The organism is Pseudodesulfovibrio piezophilus C1TLV30, assembly GCF_000341895.1.
Lineage (GTDB): Bacteria > Desulfobacterota > Desulfovibrionia > Desulfovibrionales > Desulfovibrionaceae > Pseudodesulfovibrio > Pseudodesulfovibrio piezophilus.
In genome coordinates this window covers 2,641,750-2,665,442 of sequence record NC_020409.1, presented here as the reverse complement: position 1 = coordinate 2,665,442, position 23,693 = coordinate 2,641,750, and the positions used below count along the sequence as shown (strand labels likewise).

The following is a 23,693-nucleotide window of genomic DNA, read 5'->3' as shown; positions in this document are numbered from 1 at the left end:
CACAAGCAAAACCTTCAATGTAATAACGCGAAATAATGCCATTGGGTTTGACCAAAGTGCCACCTTTCTCTATTCTGAGTATGAGTGGAAAAGTCACGGAATGTTTTTTTGGGATCATACCCGATTCGCCTGTCGGATGGGACAAATCGCAAGGGATGCTCGAATGAAATTCTTCAATTCAATTCAGGGCCGGGTCATATTCTTTCTCGCGGTCATGCTTTTGGCCTCATTCGCCCTGAGTATGGGGTACTTCTCCCTGAGCCTGACCCAATTTGCCCAGGACAGTGCCAATCGAACCGAAAAGAACATCTACGGCCGAAGGAAAAGCGAGCTCCAGCATCTTGTCAGCCTTGGTTACACCACCATAACTCGCTTTTATGATGAATCAAAAAACCTTGAGAAGCTCAAACAACGCAAGCATGACGAACTGAAAAAGATTCTTGATGCGGTCTACAGTCAGGCGCTCAATTTGTATACGGCCAACAAGGACACCATGCCGCAGGCTGAACTGGAACAGACTCTGGCCTCCATGGTCGCTGCCGTACGATATGACGGCGGCAACTATATCTGGATCAACGACATGACGCCGGCCATGATCATGCATCCGATAAAACCAGCCCTGAACGGACAGGATCTCTCGGGATTCAAGGATCCGGCCGGGACACCGCTCTTCAACGAAATGGTAACGGTGTGTAAAAAATATGGTGAAGGAGTGGTCAGCTACATGTGGACCAAACCCGGTGAGCAAGAACCCAAACCCAAAATTTCCTATGTTCGCCTGCTGCCGGGGCTGAACTGGATATTCGGCACAGGGGCATGGCTCGAAGACATCGAGGAGCAAATGCAAGTCGAGGCTCTGGAGGCTCTTCGGAAAATGCGCTTGCCGGACGGTGGTTATTTCTGGATCAACGACACATCCCGTCCCACGCCGAACATGATCATGCATCCAACGTCACCGGGGCTAGACGGCAAACCTCTCGATAACCCGAAATACAAATGCGCCACACAATATCAGGACGGGCTGGAAGCCATGCCAGTAGAGACCGACGGCACAGTCAACCTCTTTGCGGCCATGGTGACCGCTACTGAAGGGACTGGAAAAGGGTTCGTCACCTACCTTTGGCCCAAACCCGTTCAAGGTGGAGGTGTCACTGATGCCAGACTCCCCAAACTCTCCTATGTTCAACGGTTTGAGCCATGGGGTTGGATAATCGGCATGGGAGTGTATATCGACGATATCTCCGCGAGTGTCGGCCAGGAGCGCGACTTCTTCCACAAGCACATCCGCTCGACGCTCACGGGAATTTCCGGTGCGAACCTCTTCATAGCCGCCGTTCTTGGCATGGCTTTCATCTGGTTGTTCAGACGAGATGTCAATATCCCCCTTTCCCGGCTGACCGACTTTGCCAAAGAAGTGGACAACGGGAATTTGGAAGCCCGGATCGATGGCCGCTTCATAGGACGAATTGGCAATCTCAGGCTGGCTCTGGAAGCCATGCGGACATCGGTGAAGGAAAACATGGAAAAATCCAATGAAAGTGCGAAGGATGCCAAGGAACAGGCTGATAAAGCCGAATCCACCTTGACCAGGGTTCAGGATCATGTCGGCCAATTGAATAAGCTGCTTGACCGCATGAATGAAGTCGCCAAAGCTGCCATGCAAGGTTCCAAGTCCATGACGGCCAAGGCAGAAGAGCTTTCGACCCAGTTCCGTACCGTCACCGACGGCGCGGAAGACCAGCGAAATACCCTGAACAAAACCATGGTCGGCATGAACGAGATGCACGAAGTCGTTCTGAACGTTGCCAGCAATGCAGCTGAGGCGGCGAGCAGTGCGGACGACGCCCGCAATACGGCCAATAACGGAGCCGCCATTGTCGATGATGCCGTCAGAACGATTGCCAAGGTTCGTCAGGGTATTGAAGAACTCAAACTTTCCATGGCCGAGCTGGGTGGACAGGCGGATGCAGTCGGCAAGGTCATGAATGTCATCACCGATATTGCTGACCAAACCAACCTTCTGGCCTTGAATGCCGCCATTGAAGCCGCTCGGGCCGGAGAAGCGGGCCGAGGATTTTCCGTTGTAGCCGATGAAGTGCGAAAACTGGCAGAAAAGACCATGGACGCCACCAGTGAAGTCGGAGAGAATATACGAGCCATCCAAAACTCGGCTCAGGTCAACATAACTCGTGTCGAAGCATCGGCAAAAGCTGCGGGGGAAGCCTCGGAAAAGGCCAATTTGTCAGGCTCGACCCTTTCGGAAATCGTTGACCTTGTTTCCAGCAATGCGGCTCAGGTTACCAGTATTGCGTCTGCATCGGAAGAACAGTCCGCCACAACCGAGGAAATGGGACGCAACATCGAATTGGTCAACGACATCGCTTCCAGGACAGTCACGGAAATGGCAGAGGCCATGAACGCGACCAGGGAGCTGAGTTTGTTGGCCGAAGAAACACGTAAAGTCATCGCCAGCCTCAAGGAATAACGCGATGGAGTCCATATGGGAATGAACAGAAAGCCTGCCAAACCGACCTCCTATGTCTCACTGGATGAGACATCAAGAGCCTTGCTCGACTCCGCAGTCGAAGCAGCCTACGTCATGGATATCTGCGGATATGTTCTTGCAGCCAATGATGCGGCTGCCAAGATGTTCGGTATGAAAAAGGGGTGTGATCTTGAACAATCAAGCATCTATGACCTGATGTCGGAGGAATCCGCGACCATCAGAAGGGAAAAAATCCAGGAAGCCACGGACAGGGTCTCCCCCCTCAGATTCGAGGAAGAGATCGAAGGACGAGCCCTGGTTCACTCCATTGTCCCCGTCGCCAACCCATGGGGCGAAGTTGCCCGATTGGCGGTCTCCACACTGGATCTGACGGAACTTCGCAGAAGTGATGAGGACCTCCGCCGTGAACAGCAACGACAGATATTCTTCATGGAATCCCTCCCCGGAATTGTCTATCACCTGTACCCGGACAAGACCATTCGTTATGCCAACCGCTACTTCAGAAAATACTTCGGCAGTCCCAAGGGGAAAAGCTGCATGGAAGCTCTTCAATGCGCGGATGAAAACTGCACGGCATGCCCCCCCATGGGAGCCATGGAGATGGACCGTGCGGTTGAGTGGGACTGGACTGACAACAAGGGCCGAACCTTTCACCTGCAATGCAGTCCCATGACCGATTCCGGCGGCGAGCGGATGATCATGGTTCTCGGCATCGATATCACTGGCCGTAAAAGAGCGGAAGACGCGCTCAAAATTGCCCACGACAAACTTGAAGACAGGGTCCGCCAGCGTACCAAGGAGCTGGAGAAAGCCAATAGCGAGCTGACCAGCAAATCCACACGTCTGGTCTCGGCCATGAAAAAGGCAGACGCCGCCACTCGGGCGAAATCCTCGTTTCTTGCCAATATGAGCCATGAGATACGCACGCCTCTCAATGCGGTCCTCGGCATGACCGAGCTCGCCATACTGACCGATGATCTCGATAAGAAAAACGGCTATCTGAAGCGGGTGGGCGAAGCAGGCAACTCCCTTCTCTCGGTTATTAATGATATCCTTGATTTTTCCAAGATCGAAGCACGCAAACTCACCCTTGAAAAAATCGATTTCGATCTGCGGGCCGCTCTGGATTCAACCATGGACATACACCACCTCATGACTTCCGAGAAAGGATTGGACCTTCACTACAGCATCGCGGAAAATGTCCCGAACATCCTCGTAGGAGACCCATCCAGGCTCAAACAGGTCCTCATCAACTTAACTTCCAATGCCGTCAAATTCACTGAAATCGGCGGTGTGGATATTGCCATTTCATTGAAGGAAGGGCCGGAATCTCCCAAAGAGGGCGATGACGTTACCCTGCAATTCGCTGTGACAGATACAGGTATCGGCATTCCTAAGGACAAACAACAAGCCATTTTCAAGTCCTTTCTCCAAGCCGATGATTCCGTCACGCGAAAACATGGCGGCACCGGCCTTGGATTGGCCATCTGTTCACTTTTGGTGGAGCTGATGCAGGGAGCGCTTGACGTGACCAGCGAAGAGGGCGTGGGGAGCACCTTCTCCTTCACAGCCCATTTCACCATTGGCAATCTTTCAATAGTGACCAAAGAAGCCAAGGACGCTGAAACCGCGGCGACTGCCGCAACGCCACACCTCAAGATTCTTTTGGCCGACGACAATGCGCTCAATCTCAAGCTTGTTTCCACACTCCTTGGAGAACAAGGCCACACCTGTGTCACGGTCGTTAACGGCGCACAGGCTCTGGAGGCAGTCAAGGAAGAGCAATTCGACCTCATCCTCATGGATGTCCAGATGCCGATTATGGACGGTATCACCGCGACCCGTGCCATCCGTGACCCGAACTCGGGCGCACTTAACCCGTCCATCCCCATTGTCGCCATTACCGCGCACGCGCTCAAGGGGGACAGGGAACGTTTCCTTGAGGCGGGCATGAATGACTACATAGCCAAACCCATCAAGCTCACTGAATTCCACAAGACTTTGAACAGGGCCATGCAGGGGGCTGCTCCTCTTGGCAACACCACCCCGACCGAACCGGAACCGAACCACGGCCACGCCGATTCCTTTGACAGGCCCGGAGCCTTGGATATGCTTGCCGGACGCAAGGATCTGCTCGACAGAATGGATGAAATATTCCTGCGGGATGTTCCTGAAGAAATACAGGAATTGAAGGAAGGTATCCTGGGCAAGGATTGGGAAAATGCCAGACGTCTGGCTCACTCCATAAAAGGCTCTGCCAGAACAGTCGGAGCCAGACGGGCCGGAGCCGTGGCAGAACAGATGGAATTTTTCTGCAAACAAAAAGACACCCCCTCTGCGGAGCGTGAATTCAAAACCCTTGAATCCGAAGTGTTTTCTGCGCTACAGTTCATCGAGGGCGAGAGGGATACTTAATATCGAATAACGGATAGCCAACTTTCCAAGGAGACCGAGAATGAAAAACATATTGATAGTAGATGACGCGCCGATGATCCGGGAACTGCTCAAGTCCGTGCTCGAAGCTGAAGGCTTTGCCATTGTGGAAGCCGCAGACGGGGAAGAGGCCATTCGTCTTTGTCAGGATAGGGACATCGACCTGAGCATCATCGACATATTTCTCCCCAAGAAAGGCGGCCTTCAGGTCATGGGAGAATTGATCAAATCAGATAAATCACACAAGTTCATCGCCATATCCGGTGGTGAAGCCTTCAACCCCGAAGCCATTGTCGAGCTGGCCAAAGTCTTCGATGTGGTGGAAACCTTCACCAAACCCATCGATACCCGCAAGCTCGTCGAGACCGTCAAAGCAGCCCTCGCAGATTAAACAGAACACAATGAAAAGGCCCGTTCTCTATGCGAACGGGCCTTTTTTACAACAAAAATAAGTATCAACTGACGTCCACTGTCACGCCTTCATTGACATAAAAAAGAACCGTGTACTTTCCCTGAAGCGCATCCATCACCTGTTCAATAGACTTATCCTGCAACCGCTCGATACGGATATAGGCCTTTCTGGAATTCCCATCATTGGCAGTAAAGACATTACTGACAACCAATCCCATGGCCTGGATATCCACAAGAAGCTCCGTGAGCGCAGAAGGTCGGGTCGCAAGCCGGAAAGCAAGCTGAACACTTGATCGCATGGCTCCCGATGCCGCACACAAAAAGCGAAGGACATCTGCCTGGGTGATAATTCCCATCAACTCACCCCCATCCACGACAGGCAAGCCACCGACTTTATGCTGTACCAGGATATTGGCCACTTCATCGACTGCGGTATCGGACGGAACCGTGATCGGATCAAGCGTCATGATATCCCCGGCAGTCAAGGTATACAGCCCCCCGCCCCTTTCACACACTGCGTCACCTGGGAGGAATTTTGAAGGCATGGCATCGCGAATATCTCTGTCTGAAACAATGCCGACCAAGCGGGCTTTATTATCAATAACAGGGAATTGCCTGATATTCTTTTCGCGTAGAATTTCCGCCGCATCCATGACCGAGGAGTTTACTCCCAATGAGATGACATTGACCGTCATCCAATCTCTGACAAGCATCCGAGTCCACCCCCCTCGTTTGCCCCCTTCCTGAAAGAGGAAGAGGGGTCCCTTCTTTGTAGTCGTTCATTATGAAAAAGGCAATGGGACAAAGGCTTATAAGGAGATAAGCCGTCGCCGAACTTCCTCCACGAGAGACTCGAACCGAGGACGAAGCCGGGCAACCCCATCCATGACAGTATCGATCTCACCCTGGCTGCACCCTTTCTCCAGTTCAAGAGACAGGGTGACGATCTCCATGGCCAGTACATGGCTGGCAATATTGGAGATGGAATGCAATACGGCACCGACTTCCACAAGGTTTCTCTCTGCCAAAGAGTGTTGCAATACGACGAGTTTTTCTTCAGATTCTGTCAGAAACAGCTCCAGAATTTCCTTGAGAAGCGGCATGTTTCCATCGAAGCGCTCTACAAGACTTTCCATATCGAGGTGAACCGGCTTCGTTTTCTGCGCCCTGTTCACAGGTGCGCAAAAAGACGGAACCTTTTTCCTGCCACGATCCCGGTACGCCACGGACCGCGCGATAGCTGCGGAAAGTTCCTTCATATCCACAGGCTTGCTGACATAATCGTCCATCCCCGCAGCGAGCATCCGTTCCTTGTCTCCTTTCATGGCATATGCAGTGAGAGCAATAATTGGAAGTGTCGCATCATAATGTCTGCCATTGGATTCCCGAATGGCGCGTGTTGCCTCCATGCCCCCCATCTCCGGCATTTGAATATCCATGAGGACGAGATCGAACTTACGCCCGTTTTTCTCTAATATTTCGAGTGCTTCCCTACCATTTCCCGCGACGGTCACCGAATGGCCGAACAGAGTCAGGAAATGTGTCAGGAACTTCTGGTTGAGCGCATTATCTTCGGCCAAAAGCAAATTCAGATGCAATGTGTGCTGAACGGAAATCGGGGCGGTATCCCCTTTGCCCACAGCTCTGTTGACCCGTCCAAACCATGCCGTCAATGAGAAGAGGCTCCCCTGCCCCGGTTCGCTTTCGACACTGATCTCGCCACCCATCATCCTGGCAAGTTCACGGGAAATGGTCAGTCCCAGACCGGTCCCCTGATGCTTCTTGCGGACTGAGTTGTCGGCCTGTGTAAAGCTCTCGAAAATGGTGTCATGCAAATCTTTCTCAATTCCCTTACCAGTATCCCTGACCGTCAACAGCAAACAGACCCTATTCCCAAGCCATTCCTGCACCGTGACATCCAGCGCGATTTCTCCCTTCTCGGTAAACTTCATGGCATTGCCGACAAGATTCCTGAGTATCTGCGCGAGCCTGTCCGGGTCTCCATTGACCGTGATCGGGACCTCTGCATCCACCTTGTGGTGCAAGCGGAGCGACTTGACCTCGGCTTCGGACGCAAAAGGACTCATAGTTGTCTCAATGAGTGCCCGGAAATCAAAATCTTCCGGGTTGAGGTCCATCTTTAAAGCCTCAATTTTCGAAAGATCCAGGATATCGTTGACAATGGCAAGCAACGCCCCGGAGGCATCCCGTATCATATCCATGTTCTTTCGTTGCTCAGCGGTCAACCCCGTGGTGATAGTCATTTCGGCCATACCCAAGATTCCACTGATGGGAGTCCGAATTTCATGACTCATATTGGCGAGGAAACGACTCTTGGCCCGACTGGCGTCCAGGGCTATGGTCTTGGCTTCTTCCGCAGAACGATTCGCTTTTTTCAACAACTGTTCCATACGTTCACGCTGGATGGCCGAACCGAATATATCAGCCGCCATGGTCAGTGACTCGACCTCGACCGGTGCCCATTCCCGGTCCTCTTCATGCTCGGAAAGCCCGATAAAGCCCCACCAACGCTGGCCAACAAACACCGGAATGATCATGATCGAACGTGCTCCGGTCTTCTGAAAATACTGGCGTTCATCGGATGGGAAATTTCGAATGACACCGGCAATGACTTTACGATTCCGCAAGATCGACCGCCATCGGTCAAAAACCGGTGAAAACGTCTGGTTACTAACCTCCGAGCGACCCAGAAGCGGCATCATCGCCGACCCTGTCCACTCATGAATCATGGTTGCTGTCGGTACCCCCCCGATCTCGTCTCCAAGCTGGAAGATAAAGGTTCTGGAGACCTGAACCGCTTTACCCAGAGCTTCCATGGCACTGGCTATCCCGGTTTCCCACTTGGGTTCACGGAGGAATTGCTCGGCAAACTTGCCCACGACCTGAAGAATCGCATCCCGTTTGAAAAGAAAATTTTCGAATTCCCGTTCTGCAGTCACGTCCCGCACCATGCCGAATGCCTTATCAACCTGACCACCTTGCCCATGCTCCACACGCCTATGCAGATGGAGGTACCGAATCGAATCCTGATCAGTGACAATGCGATACTCGAAATCCAAGGGCCACCCCTGCCTGAAAGTGGCGGTATTGGCGGCATCGAATATTTCCCGATCCTCTGGATAAATAAAAGAACGAAGACTGGAGAAGTCACCTGTCAGACGTCCTTCATCTCCCAAGATATTCTTCAACCCTTGTGACCAATTTGTCTTGCCACCAATCTGCAACTGCCAGCTTCCCAACCGAGCAGTTTCTTCGACCCAGTCCAATTCGGCCTTTTTTCGCTCAAGGGATTGCTCAAGCTCAATGCGCCCGTGCAAATGACGAAGACTCCGGGCCATCATCTCCCGGCTGACATCCTTGCGATCAAAAACATCAAAAGCACCTGCGGCCAAAGCATCCTTTTCTTCAATGCCATTCCCTAACACGATGCAATGGAGTCGGTGTTCCTTTCGAACCCGCTGAATCGCTCTTACCCACGTCCGATCCTCGGTATCCGGCACAATCAAAGCACACTCCGCAGAAACCCCTTCCAGCCGCCTGATTCCCCGTGATACAGTGGCGGACCGGACCACTGTCATTTCCGCATCACCAAGCACCCACTCAAGAAATGGCTCTTCCATTTCCCTGCCAGCCAATATGAAAATCCGCAATGAACCTCTCCTTTCCCTGGGGCAACGCCCGCCGGGATTTGACTATACAGCTCTTTCTATCGTCAGTTGCTCTGGAGAACAACCTGATTGATCCACACGAGAAGAAACTGTCCACGGCATGTCCAAGTCAGGGAACCCCACTGTAATCGTCTGAAATGACAATCGCTTATACAAATAATGCGGCTTGCATTCTCGTGGTGGCAGGTTTACAGATGAAAAAGGTGTCAGCCTTACTCTGGAGCGGGGACTGATACGTCACCATGCGCCCGCGCGGAGCGGCAATGCGTCAAAACTCCAGAATGGGCTTATACAAGAACGGCAGGCAGACATGCGGTACGTCAGTTGGTTCCTCTCACTTTTTCTCCACATAGGCATGGCACTGTTCCTTGCCCAGGCGATTCGCATGGTACCGCCGAAGTTGCCTGATATCATGGAAGTGGAACTGACTGAACTGGAGACACCGACTGTCATTGTTCCACTCCCTGCTTTGTCGCAACCAGAGTCACCCTTGATCCCCCTTCAGGACCGGCCATCGGAATCCGTGCGGCCTCTTCCTGCAGATAAAACCGTGATTCTTGATGACGATCGTCCCCTTCCCGATCCGGTCACCCCCGGACGCAAAGATCATGACAAACCGGAGATTCCCCCAAGTTCCCTTGAGCCGAGGAATACACAGGGACCGTTATTGCCGTCTGAAGTCGTGGAAATAAGCCCAGTCAAAATCCCGAACTCCACAAAACCAGCCACGCGGATAGATGTCCGCACAAACGACACGATCGTCCACCGGGGGCACGAGGCGCGCTTTGGCCGAACAATGATGGCTGACTATTACTCCTACTCAACTGATGAATTTTCCGGCCAATTCACCACGAAAGACAACCGTACCATCTCCATCATTGATGCCCGTAACACCAAATACGGCCGATTCCTTATCTATGACTCCAAAAACAAGACGCTGCGTCGCATGAAGGAATTCGGAAAGTACGTCTACACAATCGGCCCTTCACTTTACGAAGATGAACCTGTCACAGGCAGTGTCACCTTTCTGGCAAAAAACGATCGGATTGAGCGCTTCATCCTTATGACCGATGATGACCGCATTGCCCACTACCCCCACAAGATTCATGTCAGAGAAGAAGAGATATCCTTTACGGCCGGAGGCAAAGACCACAAGGGGTATGCGTCTTGGCCTCCATCCGATGCTGTCACTATCGGAGTGGTCTTTGTCCATGGCAACCAGTGTGTGGAGCCGGGTCTGGTGCACGGATTTACACGATCGCTTTCGGCGCAGGGGATAGCCTCACTTTCTTTCCAGATACGGGGATGTGAAGACGGCTCCCCCTCCGGGAGCCAGCACGATCTCGTGGTCGATACCAGGGCGGCCTTGCGGGAACTCACAACTCGCTTGCACGGGAAAACTCGGGTTCCAGGACTGTGGGGGAATGGGAATGGCGTGGCCCCTGTTGTCAGCGCGGCGTGTGCCTCGACCAATCCTCCCGCCTTTGTCGTTTGTCTGTTGGACGACTCCGCGTCACCGGACATGCTTCCTGATATGAATGTCATCTCGACCCTGACTGTCCCGACCTTCTGGCTGATCACCGGACGTGAAACCAACAAATGGAAGTCACTGGTCAGTCAACTGGAAACATTACGAGAGACACAGGGCCGCCCCTTCACGATCGTTTTGGCACCTCTCAAAGCAAGCCGGGATGTCATGGCTGCACAAGGCGAAGAATCCGGATGGGTTGAAAATGTTTCCGAAGACCACGCCCGATTGGCCGTGTCCTGGATTCGATCCCAAAGCTCTCCAAGAGAGCAGGACTAGGGATGTTGCTGAATTGATGGGATATCAACCTTCCTTTTATCACCTGAATACGCTATGCTTCACATTCAGGCATCTTATGGATAACAGAGCAATTAACTGACTGAATTACAATGAGAACCAAATTAAAAACTCCGAATTTTCACAGACCAGGCGACCTCCAGGGTGAAGAAAAAATGCAACAGCGCCTGTTCAAACAGGTTCTGGAAGCATCCGGGGTAGCCATGTCCATTCGGGACAAAGACCTGCGCCCGGTTTATGCAAACCATGCCTTTCTCGAATTTTATGGTTACACGCTCAGAGAACTTCAGGAAAAAAGTCTCGATGAAATCCTCGTGGAACAAACGCGTCTTCTCTATGCCGAGGTCATTATCCCGACCATCAATTCCGGAAAAAGTTGGGAAGGCGAATACACGATCAGAACCAAAGCAGGGCGTCTCTGTGCCATATGGGGGCGTATAGACCCTGTTTTCGATGACAACGGACGTTTGATTCACGTCATTACCGTCATGCGCGATGCATCCGCATCCATGCGATTGCGCAATGCCCTGACTCAGACGGAACGCCACCTGAAATTCCTTTCAGAAAATACCAGTGACTGCCTCTTTCGGTTGCGTCTGACTGATGGTCGATATGATTACATCAGCTCAGCCATCGAAAGCATCACAGGATATCCCCCCCAGGATTTTTACCAGACACCTCGACTCTTTGAACGGCTCACCCCCGCAGACTGGATAGAGACCTTCGAAATGTGGTGGGGAGAATTCCTGGCTGGAAAGAGTCGCTACGAATACGAGCAACCCTTAAGACACAAGGATGGCTCTTTCCGCTGGGTCAACCAACGCATCACCGTTGTCAAGGATGAAGGCAGCTCGCCCATAGCCATTGAAGGAATCATTACTGATGTCACGGAACGACACGCCGTGCAGGAAGATCTGGCATCGACTCGGGAAAGCCTGCACTTCATCTCCAGTTCCACCAGTGATATTTTCTTCAGAATCCGGGTTCCTGACGGTCTCTATGAATATATCAGCCCGTCCGTGGAACAATTTTCCGGCTACACGGCCGAGGAATTCATGGAGGACGGCTCACTCATTTTCAGAATCATTCATCCTGACTGGCAAGAATATGCACGCCAGTGCTGGAATGAACACCATGATGACAGAATTCGGTCGGAATACGAATATCAATTCATCCACAAGTCAGGCGCTGTTCGATGGGTTCGACAACGCATTGTCCTGATCCGGGACGGCAAAGGAAAAACCATTGCCATCGAGGGAATTGCCACGGATGTCACGGAAGCCAAAGCCGCTGAACAGGCGCTCAAGGCCAGTGAAAAGAAATACCGCCTGCTAGTGGAGAACATCTCGGATGTGGTCTGGACCCAGAATACTGCCGGAGAATTTACCTACGCGACCCCCTCAGCCGAAGCATTATGGGGATACACGCCTGAAGAACTCAAACGGCTCGACTACAAAAAATTGTTTACACACCAATCATGGCAAGCCCTCCTTCTCAGCAATCGACAACGCCACAAAGCCGAAAAACAAGGCCAGTTTTCCGACACGAACATCAATGTGTACGAGCATGTTCGAAAAGACCGAAGTTTAGTGTGGGCTGAAACCGTCATCCGGAGGACCTTCACTGCCAATGGCAAACCCTCTGGCTATCTGGGCGTCAGCCGGGATATTACGGAGCGAAAGTGGGCCGAAGACGCCATGAGGCGCAGTGAATCCAGGTTTCGAACCCTGTTTGAAGACTCTCCCATCTCATTGTGGGAAGAGGATCTGACCCGGCTCAAAGCATATTTCGACAAGCTCAAACTTCAGGGTATCAGCGATTTCAGAAGTTATTTCCATGAAAATCCCGAGTCACTGGGCACCTGCGCGTCACTGGTGGAAGTCGTGGCCGTCAACAAAGCCACTCTTGAATTGCTCCGGGCCGACAGCCAGGCCGAGCTGATGGGGAATCTCGACAAGATCCTCACGGAAAGATCCATGGCCGCCTTTGCCGAGGAAATGATTCTGCTTGCATCCGGGGGATGTGAATACAGTGGGGAAATTACCCATAGAACACTTGAAGGCAAGATTATCTGGGTGGTTGTTCATTTCACGGTCCCGCCGGAATATCAGGGATCGCTCTCTCGGATGATTGTTTCACTCATTGATGTGACTCCGAGAAAACGCGCCGAGCAGGCACTGATGGAGTCCGAAGAACGATACCGAGTCCTGGTGGAGAATGCTCAGGAAGGAGTCGTCGTTGCCCTGAATGACAAACCAATGTTTGCCAATGACGCCCTGAGCGAAATTCTTGGCTATTCTTATGAAGAACTGATGCTGCTCAGTCCTTTTGAGGTTGCCCACCCCGAGGACAAGACTCACGCCATGCAGCAGATGGCCGAATACTCTTCCGGTCTGCGGGAAGAGGGATTTGCCACACTCCGGGTCATTACCAAGCAGGGAGAAATCAAATGGATAACCCTGAGCATCAAACCCATTCGATGGGGCGGTAAAAACGCTGAACTAAAAATTATCACCGACATTTCCCACTATAAGGCGCTCGAACAGGAACTGCGTGTGGCCCATGCCGAAATGGAAGCCCGCGTCAGGCAACGGACGGCAGAACTTTCGCAAACCAACCTCAAATTGACCCGAGAAGTGGAAGAACGCCAGAAGGCACAGGACCAGATACTTTCCCTGACCCGTCAGATCATTCGGGTCCAGGAGGACGAACGTCAGCGTATATCTCGAGACCTGCACGACAATGTGGCTCAGGATCTGTCATCCATAGTGTTGAACATGGAAACCCTGTTTGACGGTGCACCTGCCGTGGCAGCAAAGGTCATCCGCCGCAGCGATGCGGTCACCGATATCATCAGGGGGGCGATTGCCGCTGTGCGGGACATCGCTTATGGCCTGAGACCTCCTGCCCTCGACCAGCTGGGACTCCCCTTGGCACTGGAGCGCCACTGCGAAGAAGTTTCAGGCAGAACACGCGTTGATATTGACTTTTTTTCCACAGGCATTGAAAATACAAAACTGGATTTTGATACGGAAATCAACATCTATAGAATGGTGCAAGAAGCACTGAGCAACATGGGAAAACACTCCAATGCCACCCGTTCGACCGTCCGCCTGGTCACAAGTTATCCCAACCTGCTCATCCGTATTGAGGACAATGGAGATGGCTTCCCTGTGGCGCGACGAGTGGCCGAAGCAGCTAAAGAACGCCGTATGGGGCTGCGCAGTATGGAAGAAAGAGCAAAATTGATAGGCGGGTCCATGGAATTGCAATCACGCATCGGCACCGGGACCAGGGTCATTTTCACCATCCCCATCACGAGCGCCAGGAGGTAATGGCACAATGGAACTCATAATAGTCGACGACCACCCGCTCTTCAGGGAAGGCTTGAAAACCATCGTCAACCGAGACAAACGCTACACAGTCGTGGCCGAGGCAGGCAATGGCAGGGATGGCATCAAACTGGGCAAGAAACATAAACCGGATATCATGTTGGTGGACATATCCATGCCCGGTAAAAATGGCATACAGATGATGCGTGAACTCAAGGAAGCGCTCCCCTCCACCAACTTCATCATCATTTCCATGCATTCCGAGGCAGATTACATTGTCGAGGCCTTTCGAGCAGGGGCCACAGGGTACATGATCAAAGAATCAGCCGCGTCCAACCTTATCAAGGGATTGGATACCGTCGCCAAGGGGGAACTCTTTCTGGACAATGCCCTTTCGCAAGAAGTTGTCTTCAAACTGCTCCAAGCCAAGGGTAATACACATGAAAATGAACAGGACCCATATTCTACCCTGACTTCGCGCGAGCAGGAGGTCATGCGAATGCTGGCTGAAGGATTGACGACCAAGGAGGTTGCTGACAAACTCTACATCAGCCCGAAAACAGTGGAAAATCACAGAACAAATTTGATGAAGAAACTTGGTCTTCAAAGCACCGTTGAACTGATACGATACGCAGCCAGGCTCGGTCTCATTGATCTTGAAACCTGGGCCATGTAGGTTCGCATGAACCATGATGAGACTGCTGCGGATTTTTCCCCATCCCCATAAAGAATCATCCTGGAGAAAAAGCGATGTAATACCCTTGAAAGTTACATTCTAATTCCCCACTCTTTTTTTTTCTGCTACATTTCCTTTTGTGATCGGATTTCCACTGTACTGTATATATCTTTTCCATCAGCCTTCACGCGAGGTTCTTCATGTTTGAAAATGTCAGTCTGAAATACAAGATTCTGGCCTTGGCAATAGCAGGTCCGGTCATTATGGCCACGGTTTTGGTTTTCCAACAAGTCAGCCAGATCAGCAAAGCGGGACGGGAAGACATCCTGCACCAAAGCCGGGCAGTCATTCTCATGGCTGAAGCTGCACGGGATGAAATGTCCAAAAAACTCAACATGGGCGTCATAAAACCTTTTGAAGAGTTTGAAACCAAAGAAAAGCTGCTGGAAGCTGTCCCCATTATCACGGCTATCAATATGGCGCAGCTCAATGCGGACAAGCTTGACTACAAATTCAGAGCTCCCAAGGTTTCTCCGAGAAATCCCATCAATACTCCCACGGAACTGGAACTCCAGATCCTCGACAAACTCAAGGCTGAAAACCTTGAGGAATATCTCCTGGAGGAGGAACACCAGATTCGCTACTTCCGCCCCATCAGATTATCGAAAGAATGCCTCTATTGCCATGGTGACCCCAAAGGTTCCACTGATCCGGCAGGGGGCACGCGAGAAGGTTGGAAAGAGGGTGAAATTCACGGAGCCTTTGAAATCATTGCCTCCCTTGATGCAGCCCAAGCCAAGATAGTGGATGCAAAATTGTTCACGGCCGTCGAAACAATGATCATTCTCCTTCTCATTGGAGCTGCATCCTGGTTCCTGGTCAACCTGGTTATTGTTTCACCCCTTTTCCGTATCCGCAATTTTGCACAGTCTGTTGCAGAAGGCGAATTGACGGCAACGCCTGAGGGTTCCTTCTCCGCTGAATTGAGGATCGTGAAAGATGCCATTGCCAAGATGGTTGAAAATCTCAAGGAAAAAATGCTGGAGGCTGCTCAACAGAAGGAAGAAGCCGAAGTTGCCAAGGGCAAGGCCGAAACCGCCATGAGTGAAGCCAAGGAACAGGAAGATAAAGCCAATTCATTACTGACAAAGATGCAACACGTTGCTCACGATGCCTCTCTCATAGCTGAACAAGTGACCAGTGCTGCCGATCAGCTTTCTTCACAGGCCGATCAGGTCAGCAACGGAGCCGAAGTCCAACGCGAACGGACTTCACAAACCGCCACCGCCATGGAAGAAATGAATGCGACGGTTCTTGAAGTGGCCCAGAACTCGGCCAGTTCCGCCAGTTCCGCCCAGCAGGCCAAGGACCAGGCACAGGAAGGCGCGCGGATCGTCAAGGATGCTATCCAGGCTATCAGTGAGGTCCACCAATTGACCGCGACCCTCAAAGGGTCCATGGACCAATTGGGAACCCAAACCACTGATATTGGCCAAATAATGAATGTCATCGAGGATATTGCCGACCAAACCAATCTCCTCGCGCTCAATGCCGCCATTGAAGCGGCCCGAGCGGGCGAAGCCGGACGCGGTTTCGCGGTTGTTGCTGATGAAGTTCGCAAACTGGCGGAAAAAACCATGGATGCTACCAAACAGGTCGGCACAGCCATTCAAACCATTCAAGACGGTGCTGCTGCCAATATCCGAAGCGTGGATACGGCAGCCACGGCAGTTGAACGCGCCACGGAATTGGCCAACCAATCCGGGGCGTCCCTCAGTCAGATAGTTGAATTCGCCGATGAGACCTCCGGGCAGGTTCAGTCCATCGCCACCGCAGCAGAAGAACAATCTGCTGCCAGTGAAGAAATCAATCAGGCGGTGGATGATATCAACATGATCGCCAGCGAAACCGTGCAGGGTATGAACCAGTCTGCCTCGGCAATCACGGAGTTGGTCAAATTGTCCAATCAGCTTCGTGCCTTGATTGATGAAATGAACTCCTAGCGATTTGGAAAAAAAAGGAAAACCCCGGTTCATTGCGAGCCGGGGCTTTCCTTTTTAATGGGAATGGCTTTTTTATAGCTGGGTAATTTCTATCTGCCGAGGCTGGATTTGACGGACCTTGGGCAGGACCAATTCAAGCACACCGCCTTCCAGGTTCGCTTTGATATTCTCTCGGTCGATAATATCCGTAACGGAAATGGATCGCATGTACTCACAATTCCCGAACTGCATCTCCAGAAAATGCTCACCAGAAGCTGGATCAAGAGATGTTCGACCGGATACCGCCAGTTCATCGTCCTGTAAATCAATGGTCAAGTCTTCCCGCTTTACACCAGGCAGGTCAATGTAGATACGAAAGCCGTCTTCCAGTTCGATGATATCTGTCGCCGGACGATAGCGCGGCACATTTCTTTCTTCTTTTTTGGCTAGTTCACTCATGACACCCTCCTTTAAGCGATATCAATACTGATATTGCGCGGCTTGACTTCGTCGGCCTTGGGCAGCGTGACTGTCAGAACACCATCTGTCATAGTTGCAGTCACCTTATCCCTTTCAACCGGCACACCTATGTTTATAACCCTGTTGAAAACACCCACTGGGCGCTCCTGACGATAGTATCTCCCCTGGGGCGCATGCCGCTCGCCCTTAAGGACCAGGGTTTTATCTGTCAGGGTTAATTCCATGTCCTCAAGCCGTACACCAGGAACCTCGGCACGAACATAGACAGCCTCTTCATCATTGCTTAAATTCAAGGGAGGGTAGGCCAATCGTCGTTCTTCTGCCATTGACGATTTAAAAACATCCTCGAACACTCGGTCAAATCTTGAAGGAAAATTATACAGCGTATTGAAATCAATAACCATGATTCAAACCTCCTTTTCTCTTGGTACTTGAGAAAATAGGCACGCTTTTTCCGCCGTCAAGAGAGCCTGTGGAAAAAAATGTGCGTCAGACCTTGAAACATGATCTGACGCACCAAATAGAAACACGTTTCCAACGCTATTTCGATCCAGTCCACTCCTGCTCTGCTATGGCCTGATCGACGAGCATGATGGGGATATCATCCTTGACCGGATAAATTTTCTTACAGACCGCGCAGGCAAGTCCATCCTCAGCAGGTTGAACAGTAAGGGAGCCTTTGCATTGCGGGCAGGCCAAAGTTTTCACGAGTTCTTTATTCAGTGCCATGGTTCCTCCTTGGGCGAATGAACAATATCTACATCGACCATGGAATGAAGGCAACCATATCCGGAGTCCTTCAAAAGATGCTTCCCCGAGTCATTTCCATGAACATCAGGAAACGGGAATATGACAGAGCTCTCTTTACCTGACTCGGGGTAAGCTGATACAGTTTGCATGACCACTGTATCCAACCGTGGCTGTAAACCACTTTATCACCAGGGCATCACGTATCATGAGCATCGATCTGCACACTCACTCCACCGCGTCTGACGGCACTTTCACCCCGACCGAACTCGTGCGCCATGCACATGAAATAGGCCTTGATGCCATTGCCTTGACTGACCACGACACTTTTTCCGGAGTCAGGGAGGCTATGGAAGCCGGAAAACGTTACGGCGTTGAAGTCATTCCCGGTGCAGAATTGAGCCTTGTCTCTCCTGAAGGGGCCGGATGGATGCACGTCGTGGCACTCTGGTTGCCGGAGGATTCGGAAGACTTGAGAAAGGCATTTGACTGGGTCATCGAGGGCCGCCTGAACCGTAATCATGAAATAGTCGAAAAACTGCGAAAGCTAGGTATTCATACAACCTATGAAGCCGTGGCAGCCCGTGCCAGCGGAACCATTGGCCGTCCTCATTTTGCCCAGGAATTGCTTTCACTCGGGGTTGTTTCATCCATTGAGGAAGCGTTCAAGGTCTGGCTGGGAGATAATGGACGGGCCTATGTCCCAAAACGGAAACTGGAACCCAGGCAGGCACTGGAAATCCTCAATTCCATCGGAGCGACTTCCATCCTCGCTCATCCCTTTGCATTGGGGCTGAACATGCGCGAAACCGAATCTCTTGTCAGTGACCTGAAAACTCTGGGTCTGGACGGCATGGAAGTCTACTACTCCGAGCACAATGAAGCCGATACCAAAGCATACGCGGCCATGACCGAACGGTTGGGCCTTCTGGCCAGTGGCGGGTCCGATTTCCATGGTTCGGTCAAACCCAAGATAGCGCTTGGCAAAGGCCGAGGCTTTCTCGATGTTCCCAATCGGTTGCTTGAAGCCATGAAAGCGGATCGGTACAAGAAAGGGTTGCCGGTCTAGGAGGCAACGATCTCTCCTGTATCCCTTCCATACAAGGCGTAGTAACCGCTTGGCACAACCACGAGCGTGAACAGCGTGGATGCGATCAGGCCAAAAATCAATGCCCAGGCCAGCCCGGAAAAAATGGGGTCCAACGTGATGGGCCATGCCCCCAGAGCCGTCGTCAGAGCTGTCAGCAAAATGGGTCGCATACGGACCGCCCCGGAGCGAACAATGGCATCTTTGACAGGCATGCCGTTCTTGACTTCACTCTGGATGAACTCAATGAGCACGAGAGAGTTTCGAATGACGATGCCGCCGAGGGCGATCATGCCGATCATGGAAGTTGCCGTGAAAAAAATCGGATTGCCATATCCGCCAACAGTCTCACTTGCCAGCACATTCAGGAGCCAGAATCCGGGCAGAATACCCAAAAGAGTCAAAGGAATTGCCGACATGATCAGAAGAGGCATGATGAAAGAGCCTGTTTCAATGACCAATAAAATAAAAATCCCCAGCATTGCCGCCGCATTGGCAAGCCCCAGATCACGAAAGACATCAAGCGTGATCTTCCATTCTCCTTCTCCAGCCCATTCAACCCATGTGCCCGGGGGCATAGGATCCCTGTCCACCGCAGCCTGAAGGTCAAGAACAGCCTCCCCCGGCGGCAGTCCAGCCGTATCCGCATAGACATAAGCGACCCGGCGCAGATTTTTGTGAAAGATAGGTTGGTCTACCGGAACCATATGAAATGATCCCAATTCAGCCAAGGGAACCATGGCTCCCTCGGAAGATTTCATCATCAGCTCACCAAGTGTTTCAATGGAAGTCCGCAGAACTCTCGGCAGAACCAACCTCACTGGCAAAGCCTGCCGCTCACTTGAAAGATGCACAGAGGCGGGAGTACTGCCACTGAGAGCCAAACGCAGGGTTTCCACCACATCTTCGGCAGTCACGCCGTGCAGGGCCGCCTTTTCCTTGTCCAGAACATAATCCACCATCAACCGATCGGACTCTGCGGAAACATCGACGTCCACCACCCCATGACGGTCTTTCATAAGAGAAACAACATGGCTGGCCCCATCGAGCAGAGCCGTGTAAGGAACATTCGGTTTACCATAAATTTCTGCGGTCAGAGTCGCGAGGACAGGGGGGCCAGGCGGTGTTTCCACCAGCTTGAGCGCCGCCCCATTCCGCTCTGCAATGGCGTGCAGTTCATCTCTGATCCGAAGCCCTATGGCATGAGATTGCATGGTCCGCTGGGACTTGTCCGCAAGATTGACCCTGATATCTGCAAGATTGGGCTGATCACGCCAGTAATAATGACGCACCATGCCATTGAAATCCATGGGCGAAGGAAATCCGGAATAGGTCACGAAATTGGCTACTTCAGGGACAGACCGCAGATAAGATTCGAAGTCGCGTACAGTCCTGTCCGTCCGCTCCAAGGTGGTACCTTCGTTCATGTCCAGCATCAATTGCAATTCATTCTTGTTGTCGAAAGGCAGCATCTTGAGTGGAACCAGCCGCATAACCACCAACCCGCCGCAAAGGGCCAATCCACTGACAATGCCTAAAAGCAACAGCCATCTGTTACGAGATGACCCGAGAAATGGTCTGACAATCTTTCCATATATCCTTTCAAGAGCCCTGCTCACATCCCCTTGCGCATGCGATTTCTCCGGGAGAGCGTTTCTCACAGCCATTCCTCGGGAACGAAGCAGTAAAGAGGCCAGCCACGGCACCACGGTCAAAGCCGCGAGAGTGGAAAAAGTAACCGTGAGTGGCACATTGGCGGCCATGGGCGCCATATACGGTCCCATCATGCCAGTGATGAAAAAAAGTGGGGTAAAAGAAACAATTATCGCCAGTGTAGACATGATAACCGGAGGCAAGACTTCCTTCACCGCATCCAGAGTGGCTTCCAGGGGGGACTTCAGCCCCATGCGAATATGTCGCTGGATGTTATCCACATTGGTGATGGGATCATCGACCACCAATCCCAATGAAAGAATCAAGGCAAACAATGTCACCCTGTTAATGGTATAACCAAAGAGATAATTGATAAAAAGGGCCAAAGAAAAGCTCATGGGCACAGCCAGAGCCACCACCAACGCCTCCCGCCATCCCAGAGAGAAAGCGAGCAAAGCCACTACTGTGAGGATCGCGAACAGCAAAGAGGAAAGCAACTCATTGACTTTGCTCTGCGCTGTTTTTCCATGATTTCTGGTGACAGTGACAGTCACCCCATCCGGCAGGACTTCACGCTCCAGAGTTTTGACCCGACTGACCACGGCATCTGCCACGGCAACAGCGTTGACCCCTTTTTTCTTCGACACGCCAATGGTCACAGCCGGACGAGACACAGAGCCAACGGAAGGGGCATTTTCGCTCAGGGCCATATTGGTGAATCCGATACGGGAATACCCGGCGGGTTCCTGAGGACCATCAAGAATCTCTGCCACATCACGCAGATAAACAGGCCTGCCGTCAAAAACACCAACAACCAATGAAGCCGTATCTTCGGCTGAGAGCAAAAAGGACTGACTCACCACTTGTCGCACTCTGTCGCCAGAAACCAAAACCCCGGCGGACAGGGATCGATCAGCGCCTTTCAAGGCCCGAAAGACCTCCAGCGGCGAAATGTTGAATCCTGCCAACCGCTCCGGGCGTATTTCCACCCGAACTTCCCGGCTACGGCCGGAATAAAGCGAAATTCTGGACACATCCTCGATCTCGGCAAGTCGGTGAAACAACTCTTCCGCCATACGCCTGAGATCAAAATCCGTGTAGCGGTTCTCGAACCCGTGCTCCGCATGAAGAGTCAACGCGACAAGAGGAACATCATCTATTTCGACAGGTTTGATGACCCACCCCGAAACGATAGCCGGAGCAAGATCAACATTCTTCTGAATGGCATTGTATAATTTTATAAGAGCCTTCTCCCGGTCCTCTCCCACAAAAAAACGGACAGTAACCGCTGCCGCGTCTTTAAATGAGGTCGAATACACATACTCCACCCCATCTATCTGCCAGAGTAACCGCTCAAGCGGCGTGGTGACGAGTTTCTCCACCTCATCAGCCGTCGCACCCGGAACCTGCACCATCACATCAGCCATGGGCACAACTATCTGCGGCTCCTCCTCCCTGGGAGTCACCATGACCGAAACAACACCAAGGATAATGGAGGCCAAAGCGAAGATCACCGACATTTTCGAGGTCAGGAAAAAACGCACGATCGACGGAATAAGACCGAGGCGCTCAGGGGTTTGTTCAGGCATTACTCCTCCCCTGCTCCAAGTCCCAGAATCTCTCCGCCGGACAAGCCTGACAAGATTTCAACATCAGGTCCATGTCTCGTGCCGGTTCGAACAAAAACAGTCTGCCATGTTTCGCCGGAACAAAGCCTGACTGTCTCCAACTGCCCGACCCTGGTAATGGCTTTCTCCGGGACAAGGACAGTCTCCCGCTCTCCGAGAGGAACGCGTAATCTCCCAAACATACCTGGATAGACTCCCGGTACTTCGGGTAAACGAACTTTGACAAGGAATGAACGGGTAACGGGATCTGCCAGAGGTTCAATCTCGTCCACTGTCCCGGAAAGAGGATACGGATCGCGCAAGGCTGCAATGATCACGTCAACGCTGTCACCGAGATGCACCAGATCAATAAGCCCTTCACGGACCATTGCTTCGAGCCGAAGGCTGGTCCCGGTTTGCAATGTCAGCAATTCCTTGCCCGGAAAGGCCAGGTCTCCCGGTTCGGCCTGCCGTCTGGCCACTTCACCTGCTTCCTGAGCCTTGATAGTGGTATAGCCAAGCCCTATTTCAGCTTCCTGCACGACCTTGGCCGATTCCCTGCCGCGAGATCGAGCCGCAGCCAATCCTTCCTGAGCCTGACCGAGCCGGGCTTTGGCCTGAAGAAATGCAGACTCGGCTTTCTCCACTTCTTCATCCGTCACGACCTTCTGACTGTTAAGCTGCTTCATGCGCCGATAGGTGGATTCCGTTTTGTCAAAATCAGCTTTGGCAGCGCCCAGGACATCCCGTGCCTGGCCGGTCAGACTGTTCACGGATTCCAATGCCTGTCGCGCCTGTTCCAGACGAGCCTGGGCAGCGCGGCTATCGAGCACCACCAGTTCATCACCAGCCCTGACCGTATCACCCGGATGGACCAGAATTTTGAGAACCCGCCCGGTCACCTGTGATTCCACACGACTCTCGGTACGGGCTTGCACCGTTCCCACGGCTTCGTGCAATCGAGGCATGAGCACACGCCTCGCTTCAGTCGTCTCCCTAGGAGAAACATCGGGAACAGCCTTCTCTGAGGGCACAGTATCAGCCCCGCAGGCAGCGAGACTGATCGCTCCTAACAGCAGAAAAACAGGAAGAGGGAAAAAATACTTCATGATCATGTCCATACCATGGGACACGGATCATCCGCCACGGCCAATCAACAGGCCTGCGTAAAAGCTACAATGTATACGGGGATGAGGGAAGGAGAATGTCGATCAGGAAAGGTAAGAAAGATAAAAAAAAGTGCGCTGGCCGGTTTGCCCGGCGGT

General features: G+C 52.1%; 15 protein-coding genes. 8 read left to right on the top strand and 7 right to left on the bottom strand.

What is annotated here, in order from left to right; all coding sequences use genetic code 11:
* Nucleotides 1–163: 163 nt before the first annotated feature.
* The 3 genes from BN4_RS12495 to BN4_RS12485 are packed head-to-tail and all read left to right on the top strand — an operon-like array spanning nucleotide 164 to nucleotide 5,330.
* Complete coding sequence (locus BN4_RS12495; protein ID WP_015415768.1) at nucleotides 164–2,485, top strand: methyl-accepting chemotaxis protein; 2,322 nt, start codon at nucleotides 164–166, stop codon at nucleotides 2,483–2,485.
* Between the two features lie 15 nt (nucleotides 2,486–2,500).
* On the top strand, nucleotides 2,501–4,921 hold the full coding sequence (locus BN4_RS12490) for a response regulator (protein WP_015415767.1): 2,421 nt from the start codon (nucleotides 2,501–2,503) through the stop codon (nucleotides 4,919–4,921).
* Nucleotides 4,922–4,961: 40 nt separating this feature from the next.
* Nucleotides 4,962–5,330, top strand: coding sequence for a response regulator (locus BN4_RS12485; RefSeq protein ID WP_015415766.1), 369 nt, complete (start codon nucleotides 4,962–4,964; stop codon nucleotides 5,328–5,330).
* Nucleotides 5,331–5,394: 64 nt separating this feature from the next.
* On the opposite strand, the gene BN4_RS12480 is transcribed toward BN4_RS12485, so the two are convergent.
* Together BN4_RS12480 and BN4_RS17270 are read right to left on the bottom strand one after the other, a co-directional pair.
* A complete protein-coding gene (locus BN4_RS12480) occupies nucleotides 5,395–6,063 on the bottom strand; it encodes a CBS domain-containing protein (RefSeq protein WP_015415765.1) in 669 nt (222 codons plus the stop codon).
* 96 nt (nucleotides 6,064–6,159) lie between these two features.
* Nucleotides 6,160–9,021: a hybrid sensor histidine kinase/response regulator gene (locus BN4_RS17270; protein WP_015415764.1), complete on the bottom strand. Its 2,862-nt coding sequence runs from the start codon at nucleotides 9,019–9,021 to the stop codon at nucleotides 6,160–6,162.
* A 328-nt stretch (nucleotides 9,022–9,349) separates the two neighbouring features.
* Between BN4_RS17270 and BN4_RS12470 the strand changes: the two genes are divergently transcribed.
* From BN4_RS12470 to BN4_RS12455, 4 genes are all read left to right on the top strand, one after another.
* Nucleotides 9,350–10,846, top strand: coding sequence for an alpha/beta hydrolase (locus tag BN4_RS12470; protein ID WP_015415763.1), 1,497 nt, complete (start codon nucleotides 9,350–9,352; stop codon nucleotides 10,844–10,846).
* Nucleotides 10,847–11,019: 173 nt separating this feature from the next.
* Complete coding sequence (locus BN4_RS12465) at nucleotides 11,020–14,199, top strand: PAS domain-containing sensor histidine kinase (RefSeq protein ID WP_162138614.1); 3,180 nt, start codon at nucleotides 11,020–11,022, stop codon at nucleotides 14,197–14,199.
* Between the two features lie 7 nt (nucleotides 14,200–14,206).
* A complete protein-coding gene (locus BN4_RS12460; RefSeq protein ID WP_015415761.1) occupies nucleotides 14,207–14,872 on the top strand; it encodes a response regulator in 666 nt (221 codons plus the stop codon).
* A gap of 200 nt (nucleotides 14,873–15,072) precedes the next feature.
* Entirely contained in the window at nucleotides 15,073–16,875 is a 1,803-nt protein-coding gene (locus BN4_RS12455) for a methyl-accepting chemotaxis protein (protein ID WP_015415760.1), read from the top strand.
* A gap of 72 nt (nucleotides 16,876–16,947) precedes the next feature.
* Here the strand turns inward: BN4_RS12455 and BN4_RS12450 are convergent, their stop codons facing one another.
* The 3 genes from BN4_RS12450 to BN4_RS12440 form a co-directional block, all read right to left on the bottom strand.
* Nucleotides 16,948–17,313, bottom strand: coding sequence for an Hsp20/alpha crystallin family protein (locus BN4_RS12450; protein ID WP_015415759.1), 366 nt, complete (start codon nucleotides 17,311–17,313; stop codon nucleotides 16,948–16,950).
* Between the two features lie 11 nt (nucleotides 17,314–17,324).
* Nucleotides 17,325–17,738: an Hsp20/alpha crystallin family protein gene (locus tag BN4_RS12445; RefSeq protein WP_015415758.1), complete on the bottom strand. Its 414-nt coding sequence runs from the start codon at nucleotides 17,736–17,738 to the stop codon at nucleotides 17,325–17,327.
* Nucleotides 17,739–17,874: 136 nt separating this feature from the next.
* Entirely contained in the window at nucleotides 17,875–18,063 is a 189-nt protein-coding gene (locus BN4_RS12440) for a Trm112 family protein (RefSeq protein WP_015415757.1), read from the bottom strand.
* Nucleotides 18,064–18,289: 226 nt separating this feature from the next.
* Here BN4_RS12440 and BN4_RS12435 point away from each other — a divergent pair, with 226 nt between their 5' ends.
* Nucleotides 18,290–19,150: a PHP domain-containing protein gene (locus tag BN4_RS12435; protein ID WP_015415756.1), complete on the top strand. Its 861-nt coding sequence runs from the start codon at nucleotides 18,290–18,292 to the stop codon at nucleotides 19,148–19,150.
* Here BN4_RS12435 and BN4_RS12430 read toward each other — a convergent pair.
* Both BN4_RS12430 and BN4_RS12425 read right to left on the bottom strand, forming a co-directional pair.
* Nucleotides 19,147–22,410 carry an efflux RND transporter permease subunit gene (locus tag BN4_RS12430; protein WP_015415755.1) on the bottom strand — a complete coding sequence of 1,088 codons (3,264 nt, stop codon included), beginning with the start codon at nucleotides 22,408–22,410 and terminating at the stop codon, nucleotides 19,147–19,149. The genes BN4_RS12435 and BN4_RS12430 overlap by 4 nt on opposite strands.
* Nucleotides 22,410–23,537 carry an efflux RND transporter periplasmic adaptor subunit gene (locus BN4_RS12425; protein WP_015415754.1) on the bottom strand — a complete coding sequence of 376 codons (1,128 nt, stop codon included), beginning with the start codon at nucleotides 23,535–23,537 and terminating at the stop codon, nucleotides 22,410–22,412. Before BN4_RS12425 ends, BN4_RS12430 begins: the two co-directional genes overlap by 1 nt.
* Between the last annotated feature and the right edge of the window lie 156 nt (nucleotides 23,538–23,693).

Excerpts from the sequence above, each read along its gene's own strand:
- BN4_RS12495 (WP_015415768.1), top strand. The coding sequence starts at position 164 with ATGAAATTCTTCAATTCAATTCAGGGCCGGGTCATATTCTTTCTCGCG.
- BN4_RS12490 (WP_015415767.1), top strand. The coding sequence starts at position 2,501 with ATGGGAATGAACAGAAAGCCTGCCAAACCGACCTCCTATGTCTCACTG.
- BN4_RS12485 (WP_015415766.1), top strand. The coding sequence starts at position 4,962 with ATGAAAAACATATTGATAGTAGATGACGCGCCGATGATCCGGGAACTG.
- BN4_RS12480 (WP_015415765.1), bottom strand. The coding sequence starts at position 6,063 with ATGCTTGTCAGAGATTGGATGACGGTCAATGTCATCTCATTGGGAGTA.
- BN4_RS12470 (WP_015415763.1), top strand. The coding sequence starts at position 9,350 with ATGCGGTACGTCAGTTGGTTCCTCTCACTTTTTCTCCACATAGGCATG.
- BN4_RS12465 (WP_162138614.1), top strand. The coding sequence starts at position 11,020 with ATGCAACAGCGCCTGTTCAAACAGGTTCTGGAAGCATCCGGGGTAGCC.
- BN4_RS12460 (WP_015415761.1), top strand. The coding sequence starts at position 14,207 with ATGGAACTCATAATAGTCGACGACCACCCGCTCTTCAGGGAAGGCTTG.
- BN4_RS12455 (WP_015415760.1), top strand. The coding sequence starts at position 15,073 with ATGTTTGAAAATGTCAGTCTGAAATACAAGATTCTGGCCTTGGCAATA.
- BN4_RS12450 (WP_015415759.1), bottom strand. The coding sequence starts at position 17,313 with ATGAGTGAACTAGCCAAAAAAGAAGAAAGAAATGTGCCGCGCTATCGT.
- BN4_RS12445 (WP_015415758.1), bottom strand. The coding sequence starts at position 17,738 with ATGGTTATTGATTTCAATACGCTGTATAATTTTCCTTCAAGATTTGAC.
- BN4_RS12440 (WP_015415757.1), bottom strand. The coding sequence starts at position 18,063 with ATGGCACTGAATAAAGAACTCGTGAAAACTTTGGCCTGCCCGCAATGC.
- BN4_RS12435 (WP_015415756.1), top strand. The coding sequence starts at position 18,290 with ATGAGCATCGATCTGCACACTCACTCCACCGCGTCTGACGGCACTTTC.
- BN4_RS12430 (WP_015415755.1), bottom strand. The coding sequence starts at position 22,410 with ATGCCTGAACAAACCCCTGAGCGCCTCGGTCTTATTCCGTCGATCGTG.
- BN4_RS12425 (WP_015415754.1), bottom strand. The coding sequence starts at position 23,537 with ATGAAGTATTTTTTCCCTCTTCCTGTTTTTCTGCTGTTAGGAGCGATC.